The following is a 21,269-nucleotide window of genomic DNA, read 5'->3' on the forward strand; positions in this document are numbered from 1 at the left end:
GTCCTCACTCATTCGACTCCCCTTCGGATCCGTCGACCGGAAGCCGGACCGTGAACTCGGTTCTCCCGGGCCGTGACTCGACTCCGATGTCGCCGCCGTGCCGGTCGACGATCCGCCACGAGATGTCCAGCCCGAGACCCGTCCCCTCCCCGACCGACTTGGTGGTGAAGAACGGTTCGAAGATGCGTCCGCGCACGTCGTCGGGGATCCCCTCACCGGTGTCGCCTATGACGACTTCGACGACGTCTCCGACGCGCCGGGTGCGCACGGTGAGCGTTCCGGTCCCGCGCATGGCACCGACCGCGTTGTCGATCAGGTTGGTCCACACCTGGTTCAGTTCGGCGGCGTTCACCGGAATCGCCGGCAACGCCCGGTCGTAGTCCTTGTCCACGTCGACGCCCTTGCCGATCTTGCCGCTCAGCATCACGAGGGTGCTGTCGAGGAGGTCGTGGACGTCCGCGACCTGAACGGGCGCCCGGTCCAGCTGGGAGTACTGTTTCGCGGCGCCGACGAGCGCGGTGATCCGGGAGGTGGAGTCGGTGATCTCCCGCATCAGCAGTTCGGTCTCGATCGTGTGGGCGAGCCAGCCCACGGCGCTCGCGAGGATCGTGGAGTCGACGGCCGCGGCGACCCGCTCGAGCCACGCGACGTCGAACCCGGCCTGGACGAACGTCGGCGCGTAGGTCCACGCACCCTCGATCCCGTGGTCGCCGAGCCAGTCCCCCAGTTCGTCCTCTCGGTCCGATTCCTCCATCGGAGTCAGCGTCGGCGCCTTCCCGACGAGTTCGACCGCCTCCTCCTGGATGCGGATGAGCGTCTGGAGAACGGCGGGATCGTAGGCCCCCGACGCGATCAGCCCGAGCTTGTGCCGCATGTGGACGACCCGGTCGCGGAGCTCGGACGTCGCGCGGACCGCGGCCGCGGCCGGGTTGTTCAGCTCGTGGGTGAGTCCCGCGGACAGCGAGCCGAGGGCCAACAGTCGTTCCCGCTGGTCCAGGATCTCCCGGGCGTTGCGATTGCCGAAGAACAACCCCTCCAGCAGGTGCAGTGCCATGGGGAACCAGTCGGCCATCAGCCGGGCGAAGTCACCCGCGTCGAGCACGTAGAACGTGGCCCGGTCCGGCACAGTCATCGAGCCTGCGTACACCTGCGGCACCCGGTCCCCCATGTACGCGGTCCACGCACCCGCGTACGCGCCGCGGTGGTCGGTCCGCGCTGTCTCCACCTGGTGACTGCCCGACAGTTTCGTCAGCACGACGGTTCCCTCGAGCAGCACGTAGAAGCACGTCGCGGGCTCCCCCTCCGCGTAGACGAGTCCCGGTTCGATCACCTCGATCCGGCCGACCCGGCACAGCTCGGCGATCTGGTCGTCGTCGAGCTTCTCGAAGAGGAACAGCGAACGCAGCAGCGTCGGCGTGCAGTCGGGGATGTCCGGCACCGCCGGGTCGGAGGCGGTCATTGGCGCGCCAGGTATCGGTGTACCAGCATGACGGCCATCGCGCCCTCGCCGACGGCGGAGGCGACGCGTTTCGCCGAGTCGGCGCGGACGTCGCCGGCAGCAAAGACGCCGGGGACGCTCGTCTCCAGGTGCTGGGGTGGCCGGTCCAGGTCCCACCCGTGGGGTCGTCGTCCTTCCACCACGAGGTCGGGACCGGACAGCACGTACCCGTGTTCGTCGCGGACGACCACGCCGTCGAGCCAGTCGGTGCGCGGTGCGGCTCCGATGAACAGGAACAGCCACTGCGCGTCGACGGTCTCGGCGTTCCCGGTGACGTTGTCCCGCACCGTGATCCGGGACAAGTGGTCGTCGCCCTCCACCCCGATCACCTCGGAGCACACCCGCACGCCGATGCGCGGGTTCCGGCCGATCTGCTGAATCAGGTAGTGCGACATGGACGCGTCGAGCGAGCGGGCCCGCACCACGATGGTGACCGAGCGGGCGCTCCGCGCCAGGTAGACGGCCGCCTGACCGGCCGAGTTCGCGCCGCCGACGATGTACACGTCCTCGTCGGCGCACCGCGCCGCTTCGGTGACGGCGGAACCGTAGTAGACGCCGCGACCGGTGAAGTCGTCGATTCCCGGCACCGGCAACTGCCGGTAGGACACTCCTGTCGCGAGGATGACGGTGTGCGCGTCCAGGGCGGCACCGTCGGCGAACCGGACCGTGCGCGCGGATCCGTTCACCTCGAGCGCGACCACGTCGCGGGTGGTGACGATCTCGGCTCCGAACTTCGCGGCCTGCCGCCGGGCTCGGTCCGCGAGCTGACCCCCGGACAGTCCGTCGGGAAACCCGAGGTAGTTCTCGATGCGGGAACTCTGCCCCGCCTGCCCACCGGTGGCGGTGCGCTCGATCAGCACGGTCCGCAGCCCCTCCGAGGCGCCGTAAACGGCGGCACCGAGCCCGGCGGGCCCACCACCGATGACGACGATGTCGTAGAAGTCGGCACACGGTGTGGTCGACAGTCCCACGCGGTCGGCCAGTTCCGAGTCCGTCGGCTCCACGAGGGCCTGGCCGTCGCTGGTGACGACCACCGGCAGCCGCATCCCGTCGGCTCCCGCGGCCTCCAACAATCGCTGGCCCTCGGGTTCGTCCGACATGTACCAGCGGTAGGGACACTGGTTGCGCGCCAGGAACTCCCGCACCTCCGACGACCGCGCGGACCAGCGATGCCCGACGACCCTGATCTCGGTGACGGGGCGGTCGCCCGATGTCGCCCACGCCTCGAGCATCGCGTCGAGGACCGGGTACAGCTTCTCCTCCGGCGGATCCCACGGTTTGAGGAGGTAGTGGTCGAGGTCGACGACGTTGATGGCGTCGATGGCGGCGTTCGTGTCGGCGTACGCCGTGAGCAGCACCCGTTTGGCGGCGGGATGCAGATCCATGGCCTCTTCGAGGAACTCGATGCCGCTCATCCCGGGCATGCGGTAGTCGGCGAGCAGCACTGCCACCGGGTCGCCCCGCAGCTTCATGTCCTTGAGCGCGTCGAGTGCATCCGCTCCGGATTGCGCCCGCACGATCCGGTACGACTCCCCGTAGCGGCGCCGCAGGTCGCGCACGATGGCACGCGAGACGTTCGGGTCGTCGTCGACACTGAGGATTGCGGGCAGTGCCATCGCTCTCCCATCCGGGACCGGGTATCCACTCGGGATCGAGTATCGCAACGTTTGCGACGTTGCGCGCCTCGTCCGTGGGTGCGGTCAAGGAGAGCCGACGATCACTCGACCGACCCACCGGGCGGTGGGATCACGCACATCGGCGGCAGGGGAACCTCGGCCTCCTCGCACCGGTCCTGGCGGCGTTCGAGCTGCTGCTGTCGTTGTTCGTTGCGGAGCTGCTCGGCGTCCCGGTCCCGGTCGCGGTCCCGCGCATCGTCGGAGTCGTCGTCGAGCACGACGTCGACCGCGGCCGCCGGCACGGCGACGTTCGGCAACGGAGTCGAACTCCCGGTGAGCGGGGCGAGCGCCAGCATCGGCACCGCGACGGCCCCGACGGTGAGGAACCGGGCGAGCCTGACGGGCAACGTCATGATCGTGCCTTCCTTCCGGTGCGGAAGGCCGGTCGCGGCACGCAACGGTCATCGAGGGACGGCAGCGGAAGGTGTCGCCCAGCCCTCCGGCAGGCGTCGGATACGAGGGCCGACGGGAGCACATCGGTTCCGCACTCGGCTCTCTCTGGTCCGGTACCCGGGGCGTCACCCTCGGCATCCGTGAAACCCAGTACCGGGTGAAACGCCTCATACTTCTCCGTATTCCCGGCAACCGACATCGGGTTCCAGCCGAACCGTACGTGTGTAACGCGTGTTACATTCCGTGGAGTGACGACAGATTCATCCCCTCATGTCGACTGGACCGTGCTGGTGATCCGGCTCGCAGCGGAACCGACGCGCCACCGCGTCGCAGTGTGGCGGGAGCTGCGCAAGGTCGGCGCACTGTCCCTCGGGCAGGGCGTGTGGGCGGTCCCCGACCTCCCGGTCTTCGCCGCCGGGATCACCCGCGCGCGGGAACTGACCGACCGCGCCGACGGCGAAACCGTCACGCTCAGGGCCGCAGGCGTCACCGACGTGGACGCCGCCCGGTTCGAGGCCATGTTCACCGCGGCCCGTGAGGACGACTGGTCGGAGTTCCTGTCGGACTGCGACAAATACGAGGCGGAACTGGACAGGGAGATCGCCTCGGCCAAGTTCACCCTGGCCGAACTGGACGAGGAGGAACAGAGCCTGGAGCGGCTGCGGCGCTGGCACCGCGACATCAAGACACGGGACGCCTTCGGAGCACCGAGCGCGAGCGCCGCCACCGAGCGACTGCGCACCTGCACGGACCGGCTGCACGACTACACCGACCGTGTCTTCGCGGCCCTGCACGGCGCGGGGCCGGAGGAATCCGCATGACCAACCCTGACACGGCACCCCCGGCCCGGCAGTTGTGGCCGCTGTACGCGGCCGGTTTCACCACCGCCTTCGGCGCACACGCCGTCGCGGCGTCGCTCGGGTCCGAGGCAGGCGACCTCGCCACGTCGCTGCTCTACCTCGGACTGCTCCTCGCGTTGTACGACGGCGCCGAGGTCGTTCTGAAACCAGTGTTCGGCACGCTCGCCGACCGGATCGGAGCACGATCGGTGATGATCGGCGGGCTGGTCGGATTCGCGCTGTTCTCGGCGCTGTTCGTGTTCGCGGACGACTCGGCGTGGCTGTGGGTGTCGCGCCTCGGTCAGGGCGCCGCGGCGTCCGCCTTCTCCCCCGCGGCGGGTGCGCTCGTCGCGCGACTGAACCCGAGCGCGTCGCACGGCCGCGCGTTCGGCAGCTACGGGTTCTTCAAGAGCATCGGCTACATGGCGGGTCCGTTGCTCGGCGGTGTGATCGTCTGGCTCGGAGGTCTTTCCGCGCTGTTCGTCGTGCTGACGGTCGTCGCGGCGGTGACCGCGGCGTGGGCGGCGGTGGCGGTTCCGTCGGTACCGCCGCTGCCCAAGTCGCGGCAGACGCTGCTCGGACTCGCGCGTCGTCTCGGTGACCGCACGTTCCTCGGCCCGACGGCTGCACTGGCCGCGTCCACCGCGGCACTGTCGGTCGGCGTCGGATTCCTTCCGGTGTCCGGGGCCGCGGCCGGTCTGGGGCCGGTCGTCACCGGCGCAGCGGTGTCCCTGCTCGCAGCGGTCGCCGCGGTCGTTCAGCCGCGAGTCGGCCGTGCGCTCGACGCCGGTCGGTTCACCGCCGGGTTCGGGATGACCGTCGGGCTCGCCGTCACCGCCGCGGGACTGGCCTGCGCGATGATCCCCGGTATCGCCGGCGTGCTCCTCGCGGCGGCGGGAATCGGCATCGGAACCGGCGTCATCACCCCGGTCGGGTTCGCGGCACTCGCGTCGTCGACGCCGCCCGAACGGATCGGGCAGACCCTCGGTGCGGCCGAACTGGGTCGCGAACTCGGCGACGCGGGCGGACCGCTGCTGGTGGGCGGCGTCGCCGCGGTGGCTACCCTCACCGTGGGCTACGGCGTGCTCGCCGCGATCACCGCGGCCTGGCCGGCCGCGGCCGGACTGCGGAGACCACGGACTTCCGCCCGCTGACGGTCAGGGCGTGACCGGATCCAGGGCGACCGTCACCGACACCGCACCCGACTCGTTCCGTCGGGTGACGGCGTGCCCGCTGCGCTCGCCGTCGGGCAGCCGCACCACGAGCGGGCCGCCGTCGCCGGTGAAGTTCTGCCACCACTTCTTCTGGTCCGGCATCGCGACGTCGATCCGGACCTCGTCGCCGCGCCGGCGGTAGAACACGGGCAGCTCGAACTGCTTGCCCGACTTCCGTCCGGTGTACGCGATCACCACGATGCCGCGTCGCAGCAGCGGACCGATCAGCGGCAACCCGAGCATCGGCACGGCGACCTTGTTGAATGCAGCGGCTCCCCTGGCGAATCGGCTCATGCCGCCGAGTATGCCGACCCGCAGGCGTCACGGCACCCGACGCGTCCACGCCTCGGTGCTGAACTTCGATTCGACGAGGTCACGGGCGGCAGCAAGCTCGGCGTCGGTGTAACGACCCGGACGCGTGTCATAGCGGGCACGGAAATGGGCTATGAACGATCCGATGATGGCCCCCCGGGCCATGCCGGTCTGCGAGCGCATCGGATCGACGCGCTTACCGGAACTGGTGATGCCCTTGTCGGAGATCTTCTCCCGGCCGATCCGGAGCACCTCGGTCATCTTGTCGGCGTCGATGTCGTAGGACATTGTCACGTGATGCAGGACCGCGCCCGCGGCGAACCGCTTCTGCGCGGCGCCACCGATCTTGCCCTGGTCGGAGACGATGTCGTTGATCGGCACGTACCGCGCCTTGATCCCGACGTCGGCGAGCGCGCCCATCACCCACTGGTCGAGGAACTCGTAGGAGCGTTCGAAGCTCAAGCCGTCGACCAAGGAGGTCGGGACGGACAGCGAGTAGGTGATGCAGTTCCCCGGTTCCATGAACATCGCACCGCCACCGGAGATGCGCCGCACGATGCCGATGCCGTGCCGCGCGGCTGCCTCCACGTCGACCTCGTTGCGCACCGACTGGAACGAGCCGATCACCACCAGCGGTGAATCCCAGTCCCAGAAGCGAAGGGTCGGCCCTCGTTCGCCGGACGCGACCTCCCGCGTGATCACCTCGTCGAGCGCGACGTGCATCGCCGGGTCGAGCACCACCGGCTCGATGACGTCGAAGGTGTGGTCGTACCAGCCGGTCGCGTGACCGAGGGCACGCCGGATCGCGATGCCGACGGACTCGGGGGTGAACCCGATCAGGGACACGTCGTCGTCGAGCGAGTCCGCGATCGCCCGACCCAGCTGCGCCGCATCGGAATTCGTGGACATCCCCGTCACGGCCGCGGTGATGTCGTCGAGGGCCTCGTCGGGTTCGAGGAAGAAGTCGCCGGACAGCGACACCCGCGTCAGGTGTCCGTCCTCGACCTCGACGTCGACGACCACGAGCTTGCCACCGGGAACCTTGTACTCACCGCGCATCCTCGCAGCCTATCGAGCGACGGACCGGTGGCCGTCGGATGAACATGTGGCGTTCGGCCGACACGGACGGGCCGACAGTTGGACAATGGTCCAGATTCACGCCGACCGAACCAGGCCATCTGCGACCGACGAGGACCACGTTGACGACCTTCGACTCGATCACCCGCCGACACTTCCTCGCCAGCGCAGCCGTTGCCGGTGCCGCCGCACCGACCCTGGGTGTCGGAGCGGGCACAGCCCAGGCGCAGGCCGGCAAGTTCCCCTTCCCCACCGAGCGGACCCTGCGGGTGCTCGTCACCGGCGACGCCGGCACCGGCACCCCGCCGCAGTGGGCCGTCACCGACGCGATCCGCGAACTGCACGGGAGGGAACCCCTGTCGATGGCGGTCGGTCTCGGCGACAACATCTACGAGGCCGGACCGAACGGCACCGACGACAACCAGTTCGCGACGAAGTTCGAGGACCCCAACCACGGCCTCGATTTCCCCTGGGTGATGGTGCTCGGCAACCACGACAACAGCGCGGTGTTCCCCGGCGACGGCGGTTGGCTGTTGCGCGGAGACGACGAGGTCGGCTACCACCACCGCTCGCGCCGCTGGTGGATGCCGAGTCGCTACTACTCGGTGCGGGTGCCGGAGGAGAACCCGATCGTCGAGTTCTTCGTCCTCGACCTGAATCCGCTCGCCGCCTACCTGCCGCCGCTGTTCGTGCCCTACTGGCAGACCAATGGCCAGTTCATGAACGAGCAGCGTGCCTGGCTCGACCGTGCGATCGCCGAGTCACCGGCGCAGTGGAAGGTCGCCTGCACCCACCACCCCTATCTGAGTAACGGCTCGCACGGCGATGCCGGCGAGTACGACGGCATCCCGGTCCCGCCGATGAACGGCAGCGATGCCAAGAGGTTCTTCGAGGACCACGTCGTGGGCCGTTGTCAGTTCATCCTGTCGGGGCACGATCATTCGATGCAGGTGCTCGAACCGACGATCGAGTCGAAGGGCACCCGGCAGATCGTGTCGGGCGCGTCGGGAAAGAACAGTCACGGCAAGGCGGGCACGCCCGACCGCGCCAACATGTACCAGAACTTCGACGACGTGGGGTTCATGGTCATGGAGTTGACGGCGAACTCGGTGCGGCTGCAGGCACATGCCGTCGACATCCCCACCGGCACTTCGACACTGGAGTTCGACCGCCGACTCGCCTGATCGGTCGACACATCGCCCGAATGCGACGAGCATCGGGGTCATGCGAGTGAAGCGAATCACCACGAACCTGACCGTCCCCGACATCGACGGGGCGAAGTCGTTCTACACCGACTTCCTCGGACTGAGCACGGAGGAGTTCAACCTCGGCTGGGTGGCCCGCTACACCGACCCCGAGACGGGTGCCCACGTCCAACTCGTCACGGGTGACGCCACCGCCCCGGAGGACTCGGTCATGTCCATCCACGTCGACGACGTCGACGCCGCCTACGAGGAAGCCCTCGCGGCGGGCGTCGATATCGTGCACCCGCTGACCACCGAGGAGTGGGGTGTGCGCCGATTCTTCGTCCGCGCGCCCGACGGTGCGGTGATCAACGTGGTCGCGCACCACGACTAGGCGCGCGCTGCGCCGGCTACTCCGGCTTGCGCACCGCCGCCATGAACATGGCATCGGTGCCGTGCCGATGCGGCCACAGCTGCACACCCTGTCCGGCACCGATGTTCGGGACGCCGGGCACGAACTCGCGGGTGTCGAGCGGCTCGACGCCGTGCCGACGCACGGCGTCCGCGACCACCGCGACCGTCTCCGACAGGTGCGGGGAGCAGGTCGAGTACAGGACGACGCCGCCGGGCCGCACGAGGGAGATCGCGGAGGCGAGCAGCTCGCGCTGCAGCTTCACCAGCTCCGTGACGTCGGTCGGCTTGCGGCGCCACCGCGCCTCGGGCCGGCGGCGCAGCGCACCGAGACCGGTGCAGGGCGCGTCGACGAGGATCCGGTCGTATCCCGGTTCCAGTCCGGGATCGCGGCCGTCCGCGACGTGCACCGTGACGGGCAGTCCGCGGGTGGTCTTGCGCACCAGGTCGGCGCGGTGTTCGGCTGGTTCGACGGCGTCCACGCGGGCGCCCTCGATGTCCGCGACCGCGCCGAGCAGCGCGGCCTTGCCGCCGGGACCGGCACACAGGTCGAGCCAGCGGCCGCCGTCCTCGCCGAGCAGCGTGGCCCGGGTCAGGGCGAGCGCGACGAGCTGACTGCCCTCGTCCTGCACCGCCGCGAGACCCTCCCGAACCGGTTCGAGCAGGCCCGGGTCACCGCCGTCGAGGTGAACGGCGTACGGCGAGTACGGCCCCTCCTCGCCGCCGGTGATCAGCGCGAGTTCCTCGGCCGAGATTTCCCCCGGGCGGGCGACGAGATGGACGGCGGGGCGGGCGTCGTCGGCGGCGAGGACCTGTTCGAGTTCGGCGGCGTCGGGACCGAGCGCGTCGGCGAACGCCTGCGCGATCCACACCGGATGCGCGTACCGGAACGAGAGATGTCCCACCGGATCGCGGACCGCGTCGGGGGCGAGCTGCGCGATCCACTCGTCCTCGGACTTCTCCGCCACCCGCCGCAGCACGGCATTGACGAAACCGGCTCGGCCACTGCCGAACTCGGTGCGCACCAGATCGACGGAGGTGTCGACCGCGGCGTGCGACCCGATCCTGGTGCGCAGCAGCTGGTAGGCGCCGAGCCGCAGGACGTCGAGCAACGGGCCGTCGATCTCGTCCACCGGACGGCCGGCGCCCGCGGAGATCACCGCGTCCAGCAGCCCCTGTGCACGGCACGCACCGTAGGTCAGCTCGGTCGCGAGCGCCGCGTCGCGGCCGTCGATGCCACGTTCGCGGAGCAGCGCGGGCAGCACCAGGTTGGCGTACGAGTCCCGTTCCCGGACCGCACGGAGCACGTCGCGCGCGGCGAGCCGCGGCTTGTCGACACCCGCACCGTCGGGCCGCTTCGCCTGACGCGGACGGTTGTTGGGCCGCCGGGTGTTCTGGTTCCCGGAGTTGCGACCGGCATTCTCGCCGCGAGGGCCGCCGCGGGAAGGACGACGGGATTCGGTCATTGTGCACGCACCTCGGGGTCGAGGCGCGCGCCGCGCGCCCAATCTGCTGCCGCCATGAGCTTCTTTCCTTGCGGCTGAACCTGACTCAGTCGCACCGGCGTGGTCGCGGTGCCGAGGTAGCAGCCGTCCTTGCGCACCAGGAACTGTCCCGGTTCCAGCGCCGCGTCCAGTTCCGCGACCGGGGTCACCGGCGCCACCTTCACCCGCAGGTCACCTACCTGCGTCCACGCTCCGGGGGCCGGGGTCACCGACCGGATGCGACGGTCGACGACCACGGCGGGGAGCGTCCAGTCGATGCGCGCCGACTCGACGGTCACCTTCGGAGCGTGCGAGACGCCGTCGTCTGACTGTGGTACGGCGTTCAGCGCGCCGTCCTCGATGCCGTCGAGGACCGATTCGAGCAGGAAGGCTCCGCTCTCGGCGAGCCGACCCAGCAGTTCGCCCGCGGTGTCCGTTTCGCGGATGCGCTCGGTTGCCACGCCGTACACCGGCCCGGTGTCGAGCCCCTCTTCGAGCCGGAACGCGCTTGATCCGGTCATGTCGTCGCCCGCGGCGATTGCGGCCTGCACCGGCGCGGCACCACGCCAGGCGGGCAGCAGGGAGAAGTGCAGGTTCACCCAGCCGAACTTCGGGACGTCGAGAACGGGCCGGGGCAGCAGTGCACCGTAGGCGACGACGGGAGCGCAGTCGGGCGCGAGCTCGGTGAGCCGGGAGAGGAAGTCGGGGTCGGACGCCCGCGCCGGGGTGAGGACCTCGATGCCGTGTTCGTCCGCCAACAGCCCGACGGGCGACCGGGTGACCTTGCGGCCGCGTCCGGCGACGGCGTCGGGGCGGGTCACGACGGCGACGACCTCGTGCCTGCCGGACGCCAGCAGTCGCGCGAGGGACGGAACGGCGGGTTCGGGCGTGCCGGCAAAGACGACCCGCATGTCAGCGCACCCCCGCGTTCGCGCCGAACCAGTCGGCTTCGCGGAGGGTCCGCATCGCCTCCTTTCGGTCGGCCGGATCCATCCGGGACAGGAACAGCACCCCGTCGAGGTGGTCGGTCTCGTGCTGGACGCACCGGGCGAGGATCTCGCTGCACTCGAAGGACACCGGCTCGCCGCGCATGTCGACACCGCTGACCCGGACGGTCATGGCCCGTCGGATGTCGGCGCGCACGCCGGGGATCGACAGACACCCCTCGGGACCGACCTGCTCGTCGTCGCCGACGACCTCGTAGACCGGATTCACGACGTGGCCGAACTCACCGCCGCAGTCGTACGCGAACACCCTCAGCGACACCCCGATCTGCGGGGCGGCGATGCCGGCGCCGCCCTGCTCGCGCATGGTGTCGACCAGGTCGGTGACCAGCTGTTCCAGCTCCGCATCGAAGTCGACCACCTCGTCTGCTCGGGTCCGCAGTACGGGATCGCCGAACAGGCGAACGGGCTGAACACTCACAGGGCTGCTCCCGGCAAATCGACGACGGATCCGTTTCATTCTAGGGAAGTGGCGCCCAGGTCCCGACCACGCGCGGCCGCGCGTGTGAGCATGGCGACATGACCGACGACAGAATCGAAGTCCAGCGACTCATGCCCGCCGCACCGGAACGCGTGTTCGCGGTCCTGCGCGACCCGCAGGGGCACGTGGCGATCGACGCCTCCGGCATGCTCATGGATGCGGACGGTGACCCGGTCACCGGCGTGGGTGACACCTTCGTCGTGCACATGGACCGCGAGGCGCTCGGCGACGTCCCGCTCGGCCTGTACGACGTCACCGTCACCATCGAGACCTTCGTCCCCGACCGGGAGATCGCGTGGACGATCCTCGGCAGGATCCGGCCGCAGATCGGCCACGTCTACGGCTACCGACTCGAACCGGCCGACGGCGGCACCCTTGTCACCTCGTACTACGACTGGTCGAACATCCATCCGCAGTGGCGCGAGGCGGGCATCTTCCCCGTGATCCCGGAGAGCTCACTCAAGGCGACACTCGGCGTACTCGATCGAACGGTGCGTCGCGGGTACCCACGAGCGGCGTCGCTGTGATCCCGAGACTGCAGGCCGGTCTCGAGGACGCAACGGTTTGACCAAACCTCACCGAACTCCGGGGCGTACCACTGCGCGGGGTTGCCAGACTTGATCGTGGCGCGCCCCGGTCGCGCACACGTCCGAGACAACCACCGACGGAGGTCGACATGGCCGGCACGGACACCAAGCTCGACAAGGAATGGGAAGGCAAGTCGGTCGAGGAGATCGCGAAGGCTCCCGTGTCCGCGCTACAGGGGGTGAGCGAGAGCGACGCCGAACACCTCGCGGCGGCCTTCGGGATCAAGACGGTCGCCGATCTCGGTACCAACAAGTACTTCCGGTGGGCCCAGGGGTTCGCGGCGCTCGCCGACTGAGCTCGCCCTGCGGTCAACGACCGATCATCCCGGCCATCCCGGTCCCGAGGGGCACGTCCGTGCACACGGGATCGGGGTGACCGGGATCGAGGGCCTGCATCACGAGTCCGATCGTGTAGTCGTCGTAGGGCATGTTCATGTGTCCGGTCATGTTCTGCGGGCACCGGTCCTGGATCAGGATGTTCGTCGCGCCCGCTCCGCGAAGCGCGACATTGGTGTATGGCTGGATCATCTCGTCGTACCGGGTACCGATGGTCGTGTACTCGACGCCCGGAACGGTGTCGCCGTCGCCGTTGAGCTCGGCGAGGAAATCCGACCCCTCGGCCTGCTGGGCGACCGCGACGGTGGTGAAGAGGCTCACCACGTCACGACCCCCGGGGATTGCATTCGCGGCGGGCACGAGGCCGTAGAAGATGCCGCCGTAGCTGGGTGACGCGAGCCCGACCCAGCGGTCGACGACCGGCGCACCCCCGAGCTTGATGAAGTAGCGCGTCACCGTCGCGCCCTGGGAGAAGCCCACGAGATCGACCTTCTCGGAGCCGGTTTCGCGCAGAACCAGACCGACGAAGTCGGCGACCTGATCACCGCTGACGTACATGTCCTCGGTGCCGTAGGTGGTGGCGCCGAGTGCGCCGCCGAAGTCGAGGGCGAAGACGCAGTACCCGGCGTCGTGCAGCCGGGGCGCGATCGCCGCCCAGTCGGAGTAGGCGCTGGAGTCGCTGCCGTGGGCCAGCACCACCGGATCGGGATGCTCGGCGGTGGGTCGGCATCCGAAGTCGTTGGTGCCGGGCGGGACGCTGCCCGGATGCGCATCCGCGAAGTCGGAGGCGGCAGCGTGGGTGACCTGAACGGGTCCCGGCAGGTCCGGAACGGCGGACACCGACACGCTTTCGGACGCAACCGAACCCGCGTCAGTGGCCGGCGCCGCGCCCGCGGGCGTCACCGCGGCCAGCAGTGCCGCTCCCGCGAGCGCGGCACCCACCACTTCTCCGATCCTCATGACGTCCTCCCCGACCGACGCAGCCAAGGTTCATCATGCTCGAACGGGAACGGGGATTCACTGTGCGCTGTCAGAATCGGTGTTCGTGTCTCCGGCCTCGTCGGCGAGGATTCGGTAGAGCGCGCGGCGCGCCTCGGTCAGCACCTCGGCCGCCGCCTTCGTCTGCTCGACGGTTCCCACCACGGCGACCTGACGGATCGCACTCGTCAACTGGTGCGTCAGCGCACGCAGTTCCTGCGCGGGCCGGCCGACGGTCGCGCTGATCTCGTCCCACGGATTGCCGAGTTCGTCCTTGTGTTCTGCGACGTAGGTGACGCCGGCCTCGGTGAGCCGCGCGGTCTTGCGACCCTCGATCTTCTCGATGACGACGAGTCCCTCGTCCTCGAGTTGGGCGAGCGCGGGATAGACAGAGCCGGGGCTGGGCCGCCACACGCCGTTGCTGCGTTCCGCGATCCGCTGAATCAGCTCGTAGCCGTGCATCGGCTGCTCACCGAGCAGGAGCAGTGTGGCGGCTCTGACGTCACCGCGTCGGCCCCTGCCGCCTCGGCCGCGCCCACGGCCGACCCGGTCACCCGGCTCACCGCGATGCCCCCGCGGTCCCGGCCCGAATCCGCCACCGGGGCCGAATCCCCCTGTGGGACCGAAGTGTTCGCCGGGGCCGAAGCCCTCGCGGCGACCCGCCCTGCCCATGTGTCCGGGCCGCCCACGGCGGCCGTGTTCGTGATCGAAGTTCCTGTGGAGGTTCTTCATGATGCGTCCTTTCGGGTTCGAGTTCGTGGTCGAACTCCTTTCGTTTACGTCTTCGACGATATATCGACAATGTGTCGATAGCAAGAGTGATCGTCGACACCAGCCCACTTCGACGAGCCGATGACAAGACGACCGAAAGTCGGCTTCGGAACAGGAGGCAACCGTGAGCGGTTCCAGCCCACGGCTACATGGGTCGGTGCACTTTGCGAGACTCCTCGAATGGAACACATCGGGCGCGAAGCAGTCGTACTGCTCGACGACGCTGGGGTCGAACTCGACCGTGGTCTGACCGATGCCGAGTTTTCCTCGCTTCACGATCGGTTCGGATTTCACTTCAACCCCGACCACCGCAGTCTTCTGGCGACTGCCCTACCGCTCGGCGAAGGCTGGCCGGACTGGCGCAATGGCGACGATCTCGAGTTGGTCAAACGCCTGGACCGAGTCGCCGACGGATTCACGTGGGATGCGCTCCACCAGACACCGCCATTCTGGCCGGCCTCCTGGGGCGAATTGCCCTCCACCCCGGAGCAGGTGGCCGCAACGGTACGCCGCGAGCTCGGGGCATGGCCGCGCCTCGTCCCGATCTACGGGCACCGCTTCACCCCTGCTGCACCTTCCCCGTCGGGATCGCCGGTCTTCTCCGTGTGGCAGACCGACGTCATCTATTACGGGGCCAACCTCCTCGAATACCTCACCAATGAGTTCCCACTCGGTCAGGGCCGGAAGAATCTCTCACCCATCACCGTCAGTGTGCCGTTCTGGTCCCGGTTCGTAGAGTCGGCCAACAGTGCAGAATCAATCTGACCGAGCATCACCGCGTACTCGGCATCCACCGGTGTCGTCGGCAGCGAGCGTCAGCCGATTCTCAGCGGATCGATCTGCACGCGAAGCGGCCCCGTATCCTTGCGGGCCGCCCGCCCGGCCTGCGCCTCCCTCAGTGAACGGGACAGCGCTGCACCGGACTCCCGCGGCACGCGCACCAGCATCCGCTCGACCTCGTCGGGCTCGGGATCCTCCCCGCCGAACGGCAGCCGCTCCCCCGGCGGCAGCGGCACGGGGCCGAGCAGTTCGACGTCCGCGGGCAACGCCGCGGCGCTGAGCAGCGCGTCGATGGCGGCTCGGGTGCCGTCCACCGCGGCCATGTGGACGGTCGGCGGGAAGCGCACCTCGGCACGCTGCGCGAGCTGGGCCTGCGCCGCCCCCACCGGGTCCCAGCGCACCAACGCCTGCACCACAGGTATGCCCGAGTCCGCGACGACCACCACCCGCCCACCGTCCGCTGCGGGCCGCACCAGCGCGCCCGCGGTCATCCAGCGGCGGAGCGTCTCCTCCTCTGCGCGCAGGTCGGCGCGCCCGAGCAGCGCCCAGCCGTCGAGCAGCAGCGCGGCCCCGTAGCCACCGGCCATCACCGGCTCCGCCCCGACGGTCGAAACAACGAGGGCCGCACCGGGTGTGACATCCCGCAGCACCTCGCCCCCGCCGGAGGTACGCACCGGGACACCGGGGAACGCACGACCGAGTTCCTCGGCGGTGCGGCCCGCGCCGACGACCACCGCGCGCAACTGTCGCGATCCGCACACGTTGCAGCGATGCGTCGCATCCGCGACACCGCACCAGCGGCAACTGGGTGTGCCCGCGCCGTCGGGTCCGGCCGCCGACGGCAACGACAACGGCCCGTTGCACCGCCGACAGCGGGCGGGCGCCCGGCACTTCCCACAGGCGAGCGAGGGCACGTACCCACGGCGCGGAACCTGAACCAGCACACCGTTACCCGCCGCCAGCGCGTCGCGGGCAGCGCTGAACGCGATCCCCGGCAGCCTCGCCGCACGCGCTCCGGGATCCCTCGCCAGCGCGTGATCGCTGTCGGCGAGCGCCACCACGTGCGGCGCCCGCGACCGGACCACCGGGCGATCCGCGACGAGGTCGCTCGCCCACCCGGAGTCGACGAGCGCCTGCGCTTCGACCGTCCGCGAGTGCGACCCGATCACCGCGGCCGCGCCGGTTCCGTGGGCGCGCAGCAACGCCACCTCTCGTGCATGCGGGTAAGGCGCGCGGGGTTCTGCGTGGAGGTCGTCGCCGTCGTCCCAGACGACGATCAGGCCCAGGTCGGGAACGGGCGCGAACACCGAGGCGCGGGTGCCGACGACCACCTTCGCGGTGCCGCGCAGCGCCGCGAGCCACCTCCGGTACCGCATGGCGGGCCCGAGTCCCGCGGAGAGCGGGGCGACCAGGTCGTCGCCGAGGACGACCGTGCACGCCGTCGCCACCCGGTCGAGATCCTTCTGATCGGGCACCACGATCACCGTGGACTTCCCGCGTCGCGCCACGACCGCGGCGAGCTCGGCGAGCCGGGACGGCCATTCCTCCCCCGGCAGTGCCTGCCAGACCGCGCGTGGCGACCTGCCCGCCCCCAGTGCAGACACGAAGCTGTCGCCGTAGCGGTACGCGGACCATGCCGAGACGTCAGGGTCCGCGGTGACGTCAGCCGGGTCCGGTACCGGCTCGGCCTCCACCCGGGCGTGCCGTGGTGGGACCGCGAGCCGCAGCACGTCCGCCCGCGTTCCGGCGTACCGGGCGGCGACGGCGTCGACCAACTCCGCAACCTCGGCGGTGAGCACCGGCTCCCCGGACACCACGCGCTCGAGCCAGCCCAACTTGCCGGGGTGCTCACTCGTCTCGATGCGGTCGAGCAAGAACCCGTCGACGAGCCGTCCCGAGAACCGGATCCGCACCCGCACGCCAGGGCGGGCCTGCTCGTCCAGTTCCTGCGGGATCAGGTAGTCGAACTCCCGGTCCAGGTGCGCCACCTGCAGGATCGGTAGCACCCGCGCGACCGGCAGTGTCGCCGCGGCCTCGCGGGCGGCAGTCACGCGGCCCACCGGCCCGAATGACACGAGCCGCCCACCGTGAACGGTGGGCGGCTCGGACGACTGGTCAATTACAGCCCAGCAGCCGCGCGCAGCTTCTCCGCGCGGTCCGTGTGCTCCCACGGCAGGTCGATGTCGGTGCGACCGAAGTGACCGTACGCGGCGGTCTTGGAGTAGATCGGCCGCAGCAGGTCCAGATCGCGGATGATCGCGCCCGGACGCAGGTCGAAGATCTCCGAGATCGCCGACTGGATGCGGGCAGGATCGGTCTTCTCCGTGCCGAACGTCTCGACGAACAGGCCGACCGGTGCAGCCTTGCCGATCGCGTACGCCACCTGGACCTCGATGCGGTCGGCGAGGCCGGCTGCGACGGCGTTCTTCGCGACCCAGCGCATTGCGTACGCGGCCGAGCGGTCCACCTTCGACGGATCCTTGCCGGAGAACGCGCCACCGCCGTGGCGGGCCATGCCGCCGTAGGTGTCGACGATGATCTTGCGGCCGGTCAGGCCGGCGTCGCCCATCGGTCCACCGAGCACGAACTTGCCGGTGGGGTTGACGAGCAGGCGCACGTCGGACGTGTCCAGCGTGGGAACCTCGATCTCGGCCAGGACCGAGCCGAGAACCTTCTCGCGGATGTCCGGGGTGAGCAGGTTGTCGAGGTCGATGTCCGCGGCGTGCTGCGTGGACACGACCACGGTGTCGAGGCGGACGGCCTTGTCGCCGTCGTACTCGATGGTGACCTGGGTCTTGCCGTCCGGACGCAGGTACGGCAGAACGCCGGTCTTGCGGACCTCGGTGAGACGACGCGAGAGTCGGTGCGCGAGCGCGATCGGCAGCGGCATCAGCTCCGGGGTGTCGGTGCACGCGTACCCGAACATCAGGCCCTGGTCGCCGGCACCCTGACGGTCGATGTCGTCGTCCGAGCTGCCCTCGACCCGCGCCTCGTGCGAGTGGTCGACGCCCTGCGCGATCTCCGGCGACTGCGCGCCGATCGCGATGTTGACGCCGCACGAGTTGCCGTCGAAGCCCTTCGCGGACGAGTCGTAGCCGATCTCGAGGATCTTCTCCCGAACGATCGTCGGAATGTCGGCGTACGCCGACGTGGTGACCTCACCCGCGACGTGGACCTGCCCGGTCGTCACCAGCGTCTCGACGGCGACACGGCTGCGGGGATCCTGCGCGAGCAGCGCGTCGAGTACGGAGTCGCTGATCGCGTCACAGATCTTGTCCGGGTGCCCTTCGGTCACAGACTCGCTGGTGAATAGCCGACTACCGGACTTGCTCACAGATCTCCCTCTCGCCAACTGATGATGTATCGGACACGAACACTAATGCCTGGTACGGCAGATAAGAACACTTAGGATCACGGCGTTCGCGATGCGATCGCCGTCACACCCACACTACGAGCTTCCGGCGTGCCCGGCACCCGTGGAGTCGTCGGACAACAGGCCCGCGACCGCATCGAGGACGCGGCTCGCCATCAGCGCCTTCGAACCGTGCGCCAGCGCCCGCTCGGAGCCGTCAGTCGAGAGCAGCCAGCCGTCGTTGCTGTCGACCTCGAACGCCTTGCCGTCGCCGACCGCGTTGACGACGAGCAGATCGCATCCCTTGCGGGCGAACTTCTCGCGGGCATGGTCCAGGACGGTCCCGTTGGCGTCGCCGGTCTCGGCGGCGAAGCCGACGATGCGGGTCGCCGCGGGCACAGAGCCGTCACGGCGGGCCTGCACCAGGCCGGCGAGGATGTCGTCGTTGCGGGTGAGTGGCACCACGTCGGGCTCGTCGGCGCCCTTCTTGATCTTGGACGCGGCGAGAGTTGTGGGCCGGAAGTCGGCGACGGCGGCGGCCATGACGACGGCGTCGGCACTCGGGGCGACCTTGTCGACGGCGACCTTCATGTCCTGGGCGGTCTTCACCCGGACCACGTCGACGGCGGCCGGATCGGCGAGTTCGGCGGTGTACCCGGCGATCAGCGTGACCTGGGCGCCCCGCTGGACCGCGAGCCGCGCGATCGCGTAGCCCTGCTTGCCGGAGCTGCGGTTGCCGAGGAAACGGACCGGATCGAGGGGTTCACGGGTGCCGCCCGCGGACACGACGATCCGCTTGCCCTCGAGGTCACGGGGCAGTCCGTCGGGCCGTTCGAGCAGGAGGTTCGCGAGGCCGAGGATCTCCTCGGGCTCGGGAAGCCGACCCGCGCCCGTGTCCTTGCCGGTGAGCCGCCCGGACGCTGGTTCCACGACGACCACGCCACGCGAGCGGAGCGTCGCGACGTTGTCGACGGTCGCGGGGTGCTCCCACATCTCGGTGTGCATCGCCGGTGCGAACAGCACCGGGCAGCGCGCCGTCAGCAGCGTCGCAGTGAGCAGGTCGTCGGCGCGACCGTGTGCGGCGCGGGCCATGAGGTCCGCGGTGGCGGGGGCGACGACCACGAGGTCCGCCTCCTGCCCGAGGCGCACGTGCGGAACCTGCGGCACGTCGGCGAACACTCCGGTCTGCACCGCGTTGCCGGACAGCGCCTCGAAGGTGGCGCGACCGACGAACTCGAGGGCCGATTCGGTGGGAACGACCCGGACGTGATGCCCCGCTTCCGTGAATCCACGGATGATCGAACAGGCCTTGTATGCGGCGATACCGCCGCCCACCCCGACGATGATGCGTCGTGGTGAACCGGCGGTATCGGAATGCGAATCCGTCACGAACGTCACAGTATCGGGGCGTTCGCAGTCGAGACGGAGTGGGTCACTCGCCCTCGGTGTGCTCGAGCAGGTCCGAGTGGATCTCGCGCATCGCGATGGAGAGCGGCTTCTCCTGGAGACCGGGCTCGACGAGCGGGCCCACGTACTCGAGGATGCCGTCGCCGAGCTGGTTGTAGTAGTCGTTGATCTGGCGCGCCCGCTTGGCCGCGTAGATCACCAGCGCGTACTTCGAGGAGGTGCGCTCGAGCAGCTCGTCGATCGGCGGGTTGGTGATACCCAGCGGCGTGTCGTACGCCGGGATTCCGTGACGATCGGTCGCGACTGCGGTGGTTGCGCTCACTGGCGAGTCTCCTACGGTTGGTCGAGCGGTTGAGAAAAACGAGCTGAACTGGTCTTTAGATGCGACTACGGCGGTCAGTGCTGGTCGCCGACCAACAAGGATACCAAGTCTTCGCAGGCCCGGTCGACGTCGACGTTCACGACCACCTGGTCGAACTCGTCCTTCGCGTCGAGTTCGACGCGCGCGGTCTCGAGTCGGCGCGCTACCACGTCCTCGGATTCGGTGCCCCGGGACGTCAGCCGGGAGACCAGTTCCTCCCAGCTCGGCGGGGCGAGGAACACGAGCACAGCCTCCGGCTTCGCGGCCCGCACCGCGCGGGCTCCGGCCAGGTCGACCTCGACCAGCACCGGATGGCCGGCGGCCAGTGCCTCCTCGACCGGCGCGGCCGGAGTACCGGACCGCTGCAGCCCGCCGTGGATCTCGGCCCACTCGAGCAGCTCGCCTGCGTCGATCATGCGATCGAACTCGGCGGGCGTGACGAACCGGTAGTCGCGACCGTCGACCTCACCCGGGCGGGGATCTCTCGTTGTTGCAGACACGCTGAAGACCAGGTCGGGAAGCCGTTCGTGCAGCATGCGCACGACGGTCGACTTACCGACGGCGGAGGGGCCGGCCAGTACCACCAGCCGGCCCCTCCGCACTGCGTCGTCCCCCGTCGCGGGCTGGGAGGAATTGCTCCCCTTCGCTCGCGGCGGAGTGGTCTCGCGGTCTGACACGTTGTGTGCGTCAGCCACGTGCGACTCAGGCCTCGAAATCGAACCTGGCCAGCAGCGCCTTGCGCTGACGATCGCCGAGGCCACGCAGGCGGCGGGTCGGAGCGATCTCCAGCTCGGTCATGATCTCCTGCGCCTTGACCTTGCCAACCTTCGGCAGGGCCTCGAGCAGGGCGGACACCTTCATCTTGCCCAGGATCTCGTCCTCTTCGGCGTCCTTCAGGACCTGCTTGAGGTCCGTGCCGCCGCGCTTGAGGCGCTCCTTGAGCTCAGCCCGGGCCTTACGGGCGGCAGCCGCCTTCTCCAAAGCAGCAGCGCGCTGCTCGTCGGTCAACTGGGGAAGGGCCACGGTTCCTCCGTCTCGTCGTGTGCAAATGCCTACAACCCCCGGATAACCAGGGGCGATAGCGACCGTACTCACGCCGGGCGACGATTGCGAACCCACCCCCC

At 69.5% G+C, this 21,269-nt stretch carries 23 protein-coding genes; 7 read left to right on the forward strand and 16 right to left on the reverse strand.

The genetic code is table 11. The features are described 5' to 3' along the window. Positions 1-4 precede the first annotated feature (4 nt). From ACFSJG_RS16835 to ACFSJG_RS16845, 3 genes are all read right to left on the reverse strand, one after another. Positions 5-1,459 carry an ATP-binding protein gene (locus ACFSJG_RS16835; protein WP_378486369.1) on the reverse strand — a complete coding sequence of 485 codons (1,455 nt, stop codon included), beginning with the start codon at positions 1,457-1,459 and terminating at the stop codon, positions 5-7. Continuing rightward, complete coding sequence (locus ACFSJG_RS16840) at positions 1,456-3,114, reverse strand: NAD(P)/FAD-dependent oxidoreductase (RefSeq protein WP_378486370.1); 1,659 nt, start codon at positions 3,112-3,114, stop codon at positions 1,456-1,458. The genes ACFSJG_RS16835 and ACFSJG_RS16840 overlap by 4 nt, the downstream gene beginning before the upstream one ends. A gap of 101 nt (positions 3,115-3,215) precedes the next feature. Beyond that, the gene (locus ACFSJG_RS16845; RefSeq protein ID WP_378486371.1) at positions 3,216-3,527 is read right to left on the reverse strand and encodes a hypothetical protein; all 312 of its coding nucleotides are present in this window, start codon (positions 3,525-3,527) and stop codon (positions 3,216-3,218) included. A 288-nt stretch (positions 3,528-3,815) separates the two neighbouring features. Here ACFSJG_RS16845 and ACFSJG_RS16850 point away from each other — a divergent pair, with 288 nt between their 5' ends. Both ACFSJG_RS16850 and ACFSJG_RS16855 read left to right on the forward strand, forming a co-directional pair. Further along, positions 3,816-4,388 (forward strand): Chromate resistance protein ChrB, encoded by a 573-nt coding sequence (locus tag ACFSJG_RS16850; protein ID WP_378486372.1) that lies wholly within the window; start codon positions 3,816-3,818, stop codon positions 4,386-4,388. Beyond that, complete coding sequence (locus ACFSJG_RS16855) at positions 4,385-5,560, forward strand: MFS transporter (protein WP_378486373.1); 1,176 nt, start codon at positions 4,385-4,387, stop codon at positions 5,558-5,560. Before ACFSJG_RS16850 ends, ACFSJG_RS16855 begins: the two co-directional genes overlap by 4 nt. A 3-nt stretch (positions 5,561-5,563) precedes the next feature. Here the strand turns inward: ACFSJG_RS16855 and ACFSJG_RS16860 are convergent, their stop codons facing one another. Together ACFSJG_RS16860 and ACFSJG_RS16865 are read right to left on the reverse strand one after the other, a co-directional pair. Beyond that, positions 5,564-5,914: a hypothetical protein gene (locus ACFSJG_RS16860; RefSeq protein WP_378486374.1), complete on the reverse strand. Its 351-nt coding sequence runs from the start codon at positions 5,912-5,914 to the stop codon at positions 5,564-5,566. 27 nt (positions 5,915-5,941) lie between these two features. Then, complete coding sequence (locus ACFSJG_RS16865; RefSeq protein ID WP_378486375.1) at positions 5,942-6,991, reverse strand: lipoate--protein ligase family protein; 1,050 nt, start codon at positions 6,989-6,991, stop codon at positions 5,942-5,944. Positions 6,992-7,131: 140 nt separating this feature from the next. Between ACFSJG_RS16865 and ACFSJG_RS16870 the strand changes: the two genes are divergently transcribed. Together ACFSJG_RS16870 and ACFSJG_RS16875 are read left to right on the forward strand one after the other, a co-directional pair. Then, positions 7,132-8,193 (forward strand): metallophosphoesterase, encoded by a 1,062-nt coding sequence (locus ACFSJG_RS16870; protein WP_378486376.1) that lies wholly within the window; start codon positions 7,132-7,134, stop codon positions 8,191-8,193. A gap of 40 nt (positions 8,194-8,233) precedes the next feature. After that, positions 8,234-8,587, forward strand: a complete 354-nt coding sequence (locus tag ACFSJG_RS16875) for a VOC family protein (protein WP_378486377.1) — start codon at positions 8,234-8,236, stop codon at positions 8,585-8,587. Positions 8,588-8,603: 16 nt separating this feature from the next. Here the strand turns inward: ACFSJG_RS16875 and ACFSJG_RS16880 are convergent, their stop codons facing one another. From ACFSJG_RS16880 to def, 3 genes are read right to left on the reverse strand one after another with little or no spacing between them, the layout of a single operon-like run. Continuing rightward, positions 8,604-10,070 (reverse strand): RsmB/NOP family class I SAM-dependent RNA methyltransferase, encoded by a 1,467-nt coding sequence (locus ACFSJG_RS16880; protein WP_378486378.1) that lies wholly within the window; start codon positions 10,068-10,070, stop codon positions 8,604-8,606. Beyond that, a complete protein-coding gene (fmt, locus tag ACFSJG_RS16885) occupies positions 10,067-10,999 on the reverse strand; it encodes a methionyl-tRNA formyltransferase (protein ID WP_378486379.1) in 933 nt (310 codons plus the stop codon). The genes ACFSJG_RS16880 and fmt overlap by 4 nt, the downstream gene beginning before the upstream one ends. Before the next feature lies 1 nt (position 11,000). Continuing rightward, positions 11,001-11,513, reverse strand: coding sequence for a peptide deformylase (def, locus tag ACFSJG_RS16890; RefSeq protein ID WP_378486380.1), 513 nt, complete (start codon positions 11,511-11,513; stop codon positions 11,001-11,003). 98 nt (positions 11,514-11,611) lie between these two features. On the opposite strand from def, the gene ACFSJG_RS16895 reads away from it, so the two are divergent. After that, positions 11,612-12,100 carry an SRPBCC family protein gene (locus ACFSJG_RS16895; protein WP_378486381.1) on the forward strand — a complete coding sequence of 163 codons (489 nt, stop codon included), beginning with the start codon at positions 11,612-11,614 and terminating at the stop codon, positions 12,098-12,100. A 149-nt stretch (positions 12,101-12,249) separates the two neighbouring features. Beyond that, positions 12,250-12,456 (forward strand): hypothetical protein, encoded by a 207-nt coding sequence (locus ACFSJG_RS16900; protein WP_378486382.1) that lies wholly within the window; start codon positions 12,250-12,252, stop codon positions 12,454-12,456. Positions 12,457-12,469: 13 nt separating this feature from the next. Here the strand turns inward: ACFSJG_RS16900 and ACFSJG_RS16905 are convergent, their stop codons facing one another. Next, positions 12,470-13,456 (reverse strand): esterase/lipase family protein, encoded by a 987-nt coding sequence (locus ACFSJG_RS16905; RefSeq protein ID WP_378486383.1) that lies wholly within the window; start codon positions 13,454-13,456, stop codon positions 12,470-12,472. A gap of 57 nt (positions 13,457-13,513) precedes the next feature. Continuing rightward, the gene (locus ACFSJG_RS16910; protein ID WP_378486384.1) at positions 13,514-14,206 is read right to left on the reverse strand and encodes a PadR family transcriptional regulator; all 693 of its coding nucleotides are present in this window, start codon (positions 14,204-14,206) and stop codon (positions 13,514-13,516) included. A gap of 219 nt (positions 14,207-14,425) precedes the next feature. Between ACFSJG_RS16910 and ACFSJG_RS16915 the strand changes: the two genes are divergently transcribed. Further along, complete coding sequence (locus tag ACFSJG_RS16915) at positions 14,426-15,010, forward strand: hypothetical protein (RefSeq protein WP_378486385.1); 585 nt, start codon at positions 14,426-14,428, stop codon at positions 15,008-15,010. A gap of 50 nt (positions 15,011-15,060) precedes the next feature. Here the strand turns inward: ACFSJG_RS16915 and ACFSJG_RS16920 are convergent, their stop codons facing one another. The 6 genes from ACFSJG_RS16920 to mihF all read right to left on the reverse strand — a co-directional run bounded on the left by ACFSJG_RS16920 (position 15,061) and on the right by mihF (position 21,168). Next, positions 15,061-17,076, reverse strand: a complete 2,016-nt coding sequence (locus ACFSJG_RS16920) for a primosomal protein N' (RefSeq protein ID WP_378486386.1) — start codon at positions 17,074-17,076, stop codon at positions 15,061-15,063. A gap of 68 nt (positions 17,077-17,144) precedes the next feature. Continuing rightward, positions 17,145-18,359 carry a methionine adenosyltransferase gene (metK, locus tag ACFSJG_RS16925; RefSeq protein ID WP_378486387.1) on the reverse strand — a complete coding sequence of 405 codons (1,215 nt, stop codon included), beginning with the start codon at positions 18,357-18,359 and terminating at the stop codon, positions 17,145-17,147. A gap of 114 nt (positions 18,360-18,473) precedes the next feature. After that, the gene (coaBC, locus tag ACFSJG_RS16930; RefSeq protein WP_378486388.1) at positions 18,474-19,775 is read right to left on the reverse strand and encodes a bifunctional phosphopantothenoylcysteine decarboxylase/phosphopantothenate--cysteine ligase CoaBC; all 1,302 of its coding nucleotides are present in this window, start codon (positions 19,773-19,775) and stop codon (positions 18,474-18,476) included. A gap of 34 nt (positions 19,776-19,809) precedes the next feature. Then, positions 19,810-20,106: a DNA-directed RNA polymerase subunit omega gene (gene rpoZ, locus ACFSJG_RS16935; protein WP_050066003.1), complete on the reverse strand. Its 297-nt coding sequence runs from the start codon at positions 20,104-20,106 to the stop codon at positions 19,810-19,812. Between the two features lie 74 nt (positions 20,107-20,180). Continuing rightward, complete coding sequence (gene gmk / locus ACFSJG_RS16940; RefSeq protein ID WP_378486461.1) at positions 20,181-20,729, reverse strand: guanylate kinase; 549 nt, start codon at positions 20,727-20,729, stop codon at positions 20,181-20,183. 118 nt (positions 20,730-20,847) lie between these two features. Beyond that, positions 20,848-21,168 carry an integration host factor, actinobacterial type gene (mihF, locus tag ACFSJG_RS16945; RefSeq protein ID WP_007535578.1) on the reverse strand — a complete coding sequence of 107 codons (321 nt, stop codon included), beginning with the start codon at positions 21,166-21,168 and terminating at the stop codon, positions 20,848-20,850. Positions 21,169-21,269 lie beyond the last annotated feature (101 nt).

It is taken from the genome of Rhodococcus gannanensis (genome assembly GCF_042681175.1).
Lineage (GTDB): Bacteria > Actinomycetota > Actinomycetes > Mycobacteriales > Mycobacteriaceae > Rhodococcus_G > Rhodococcus_G gannanensis.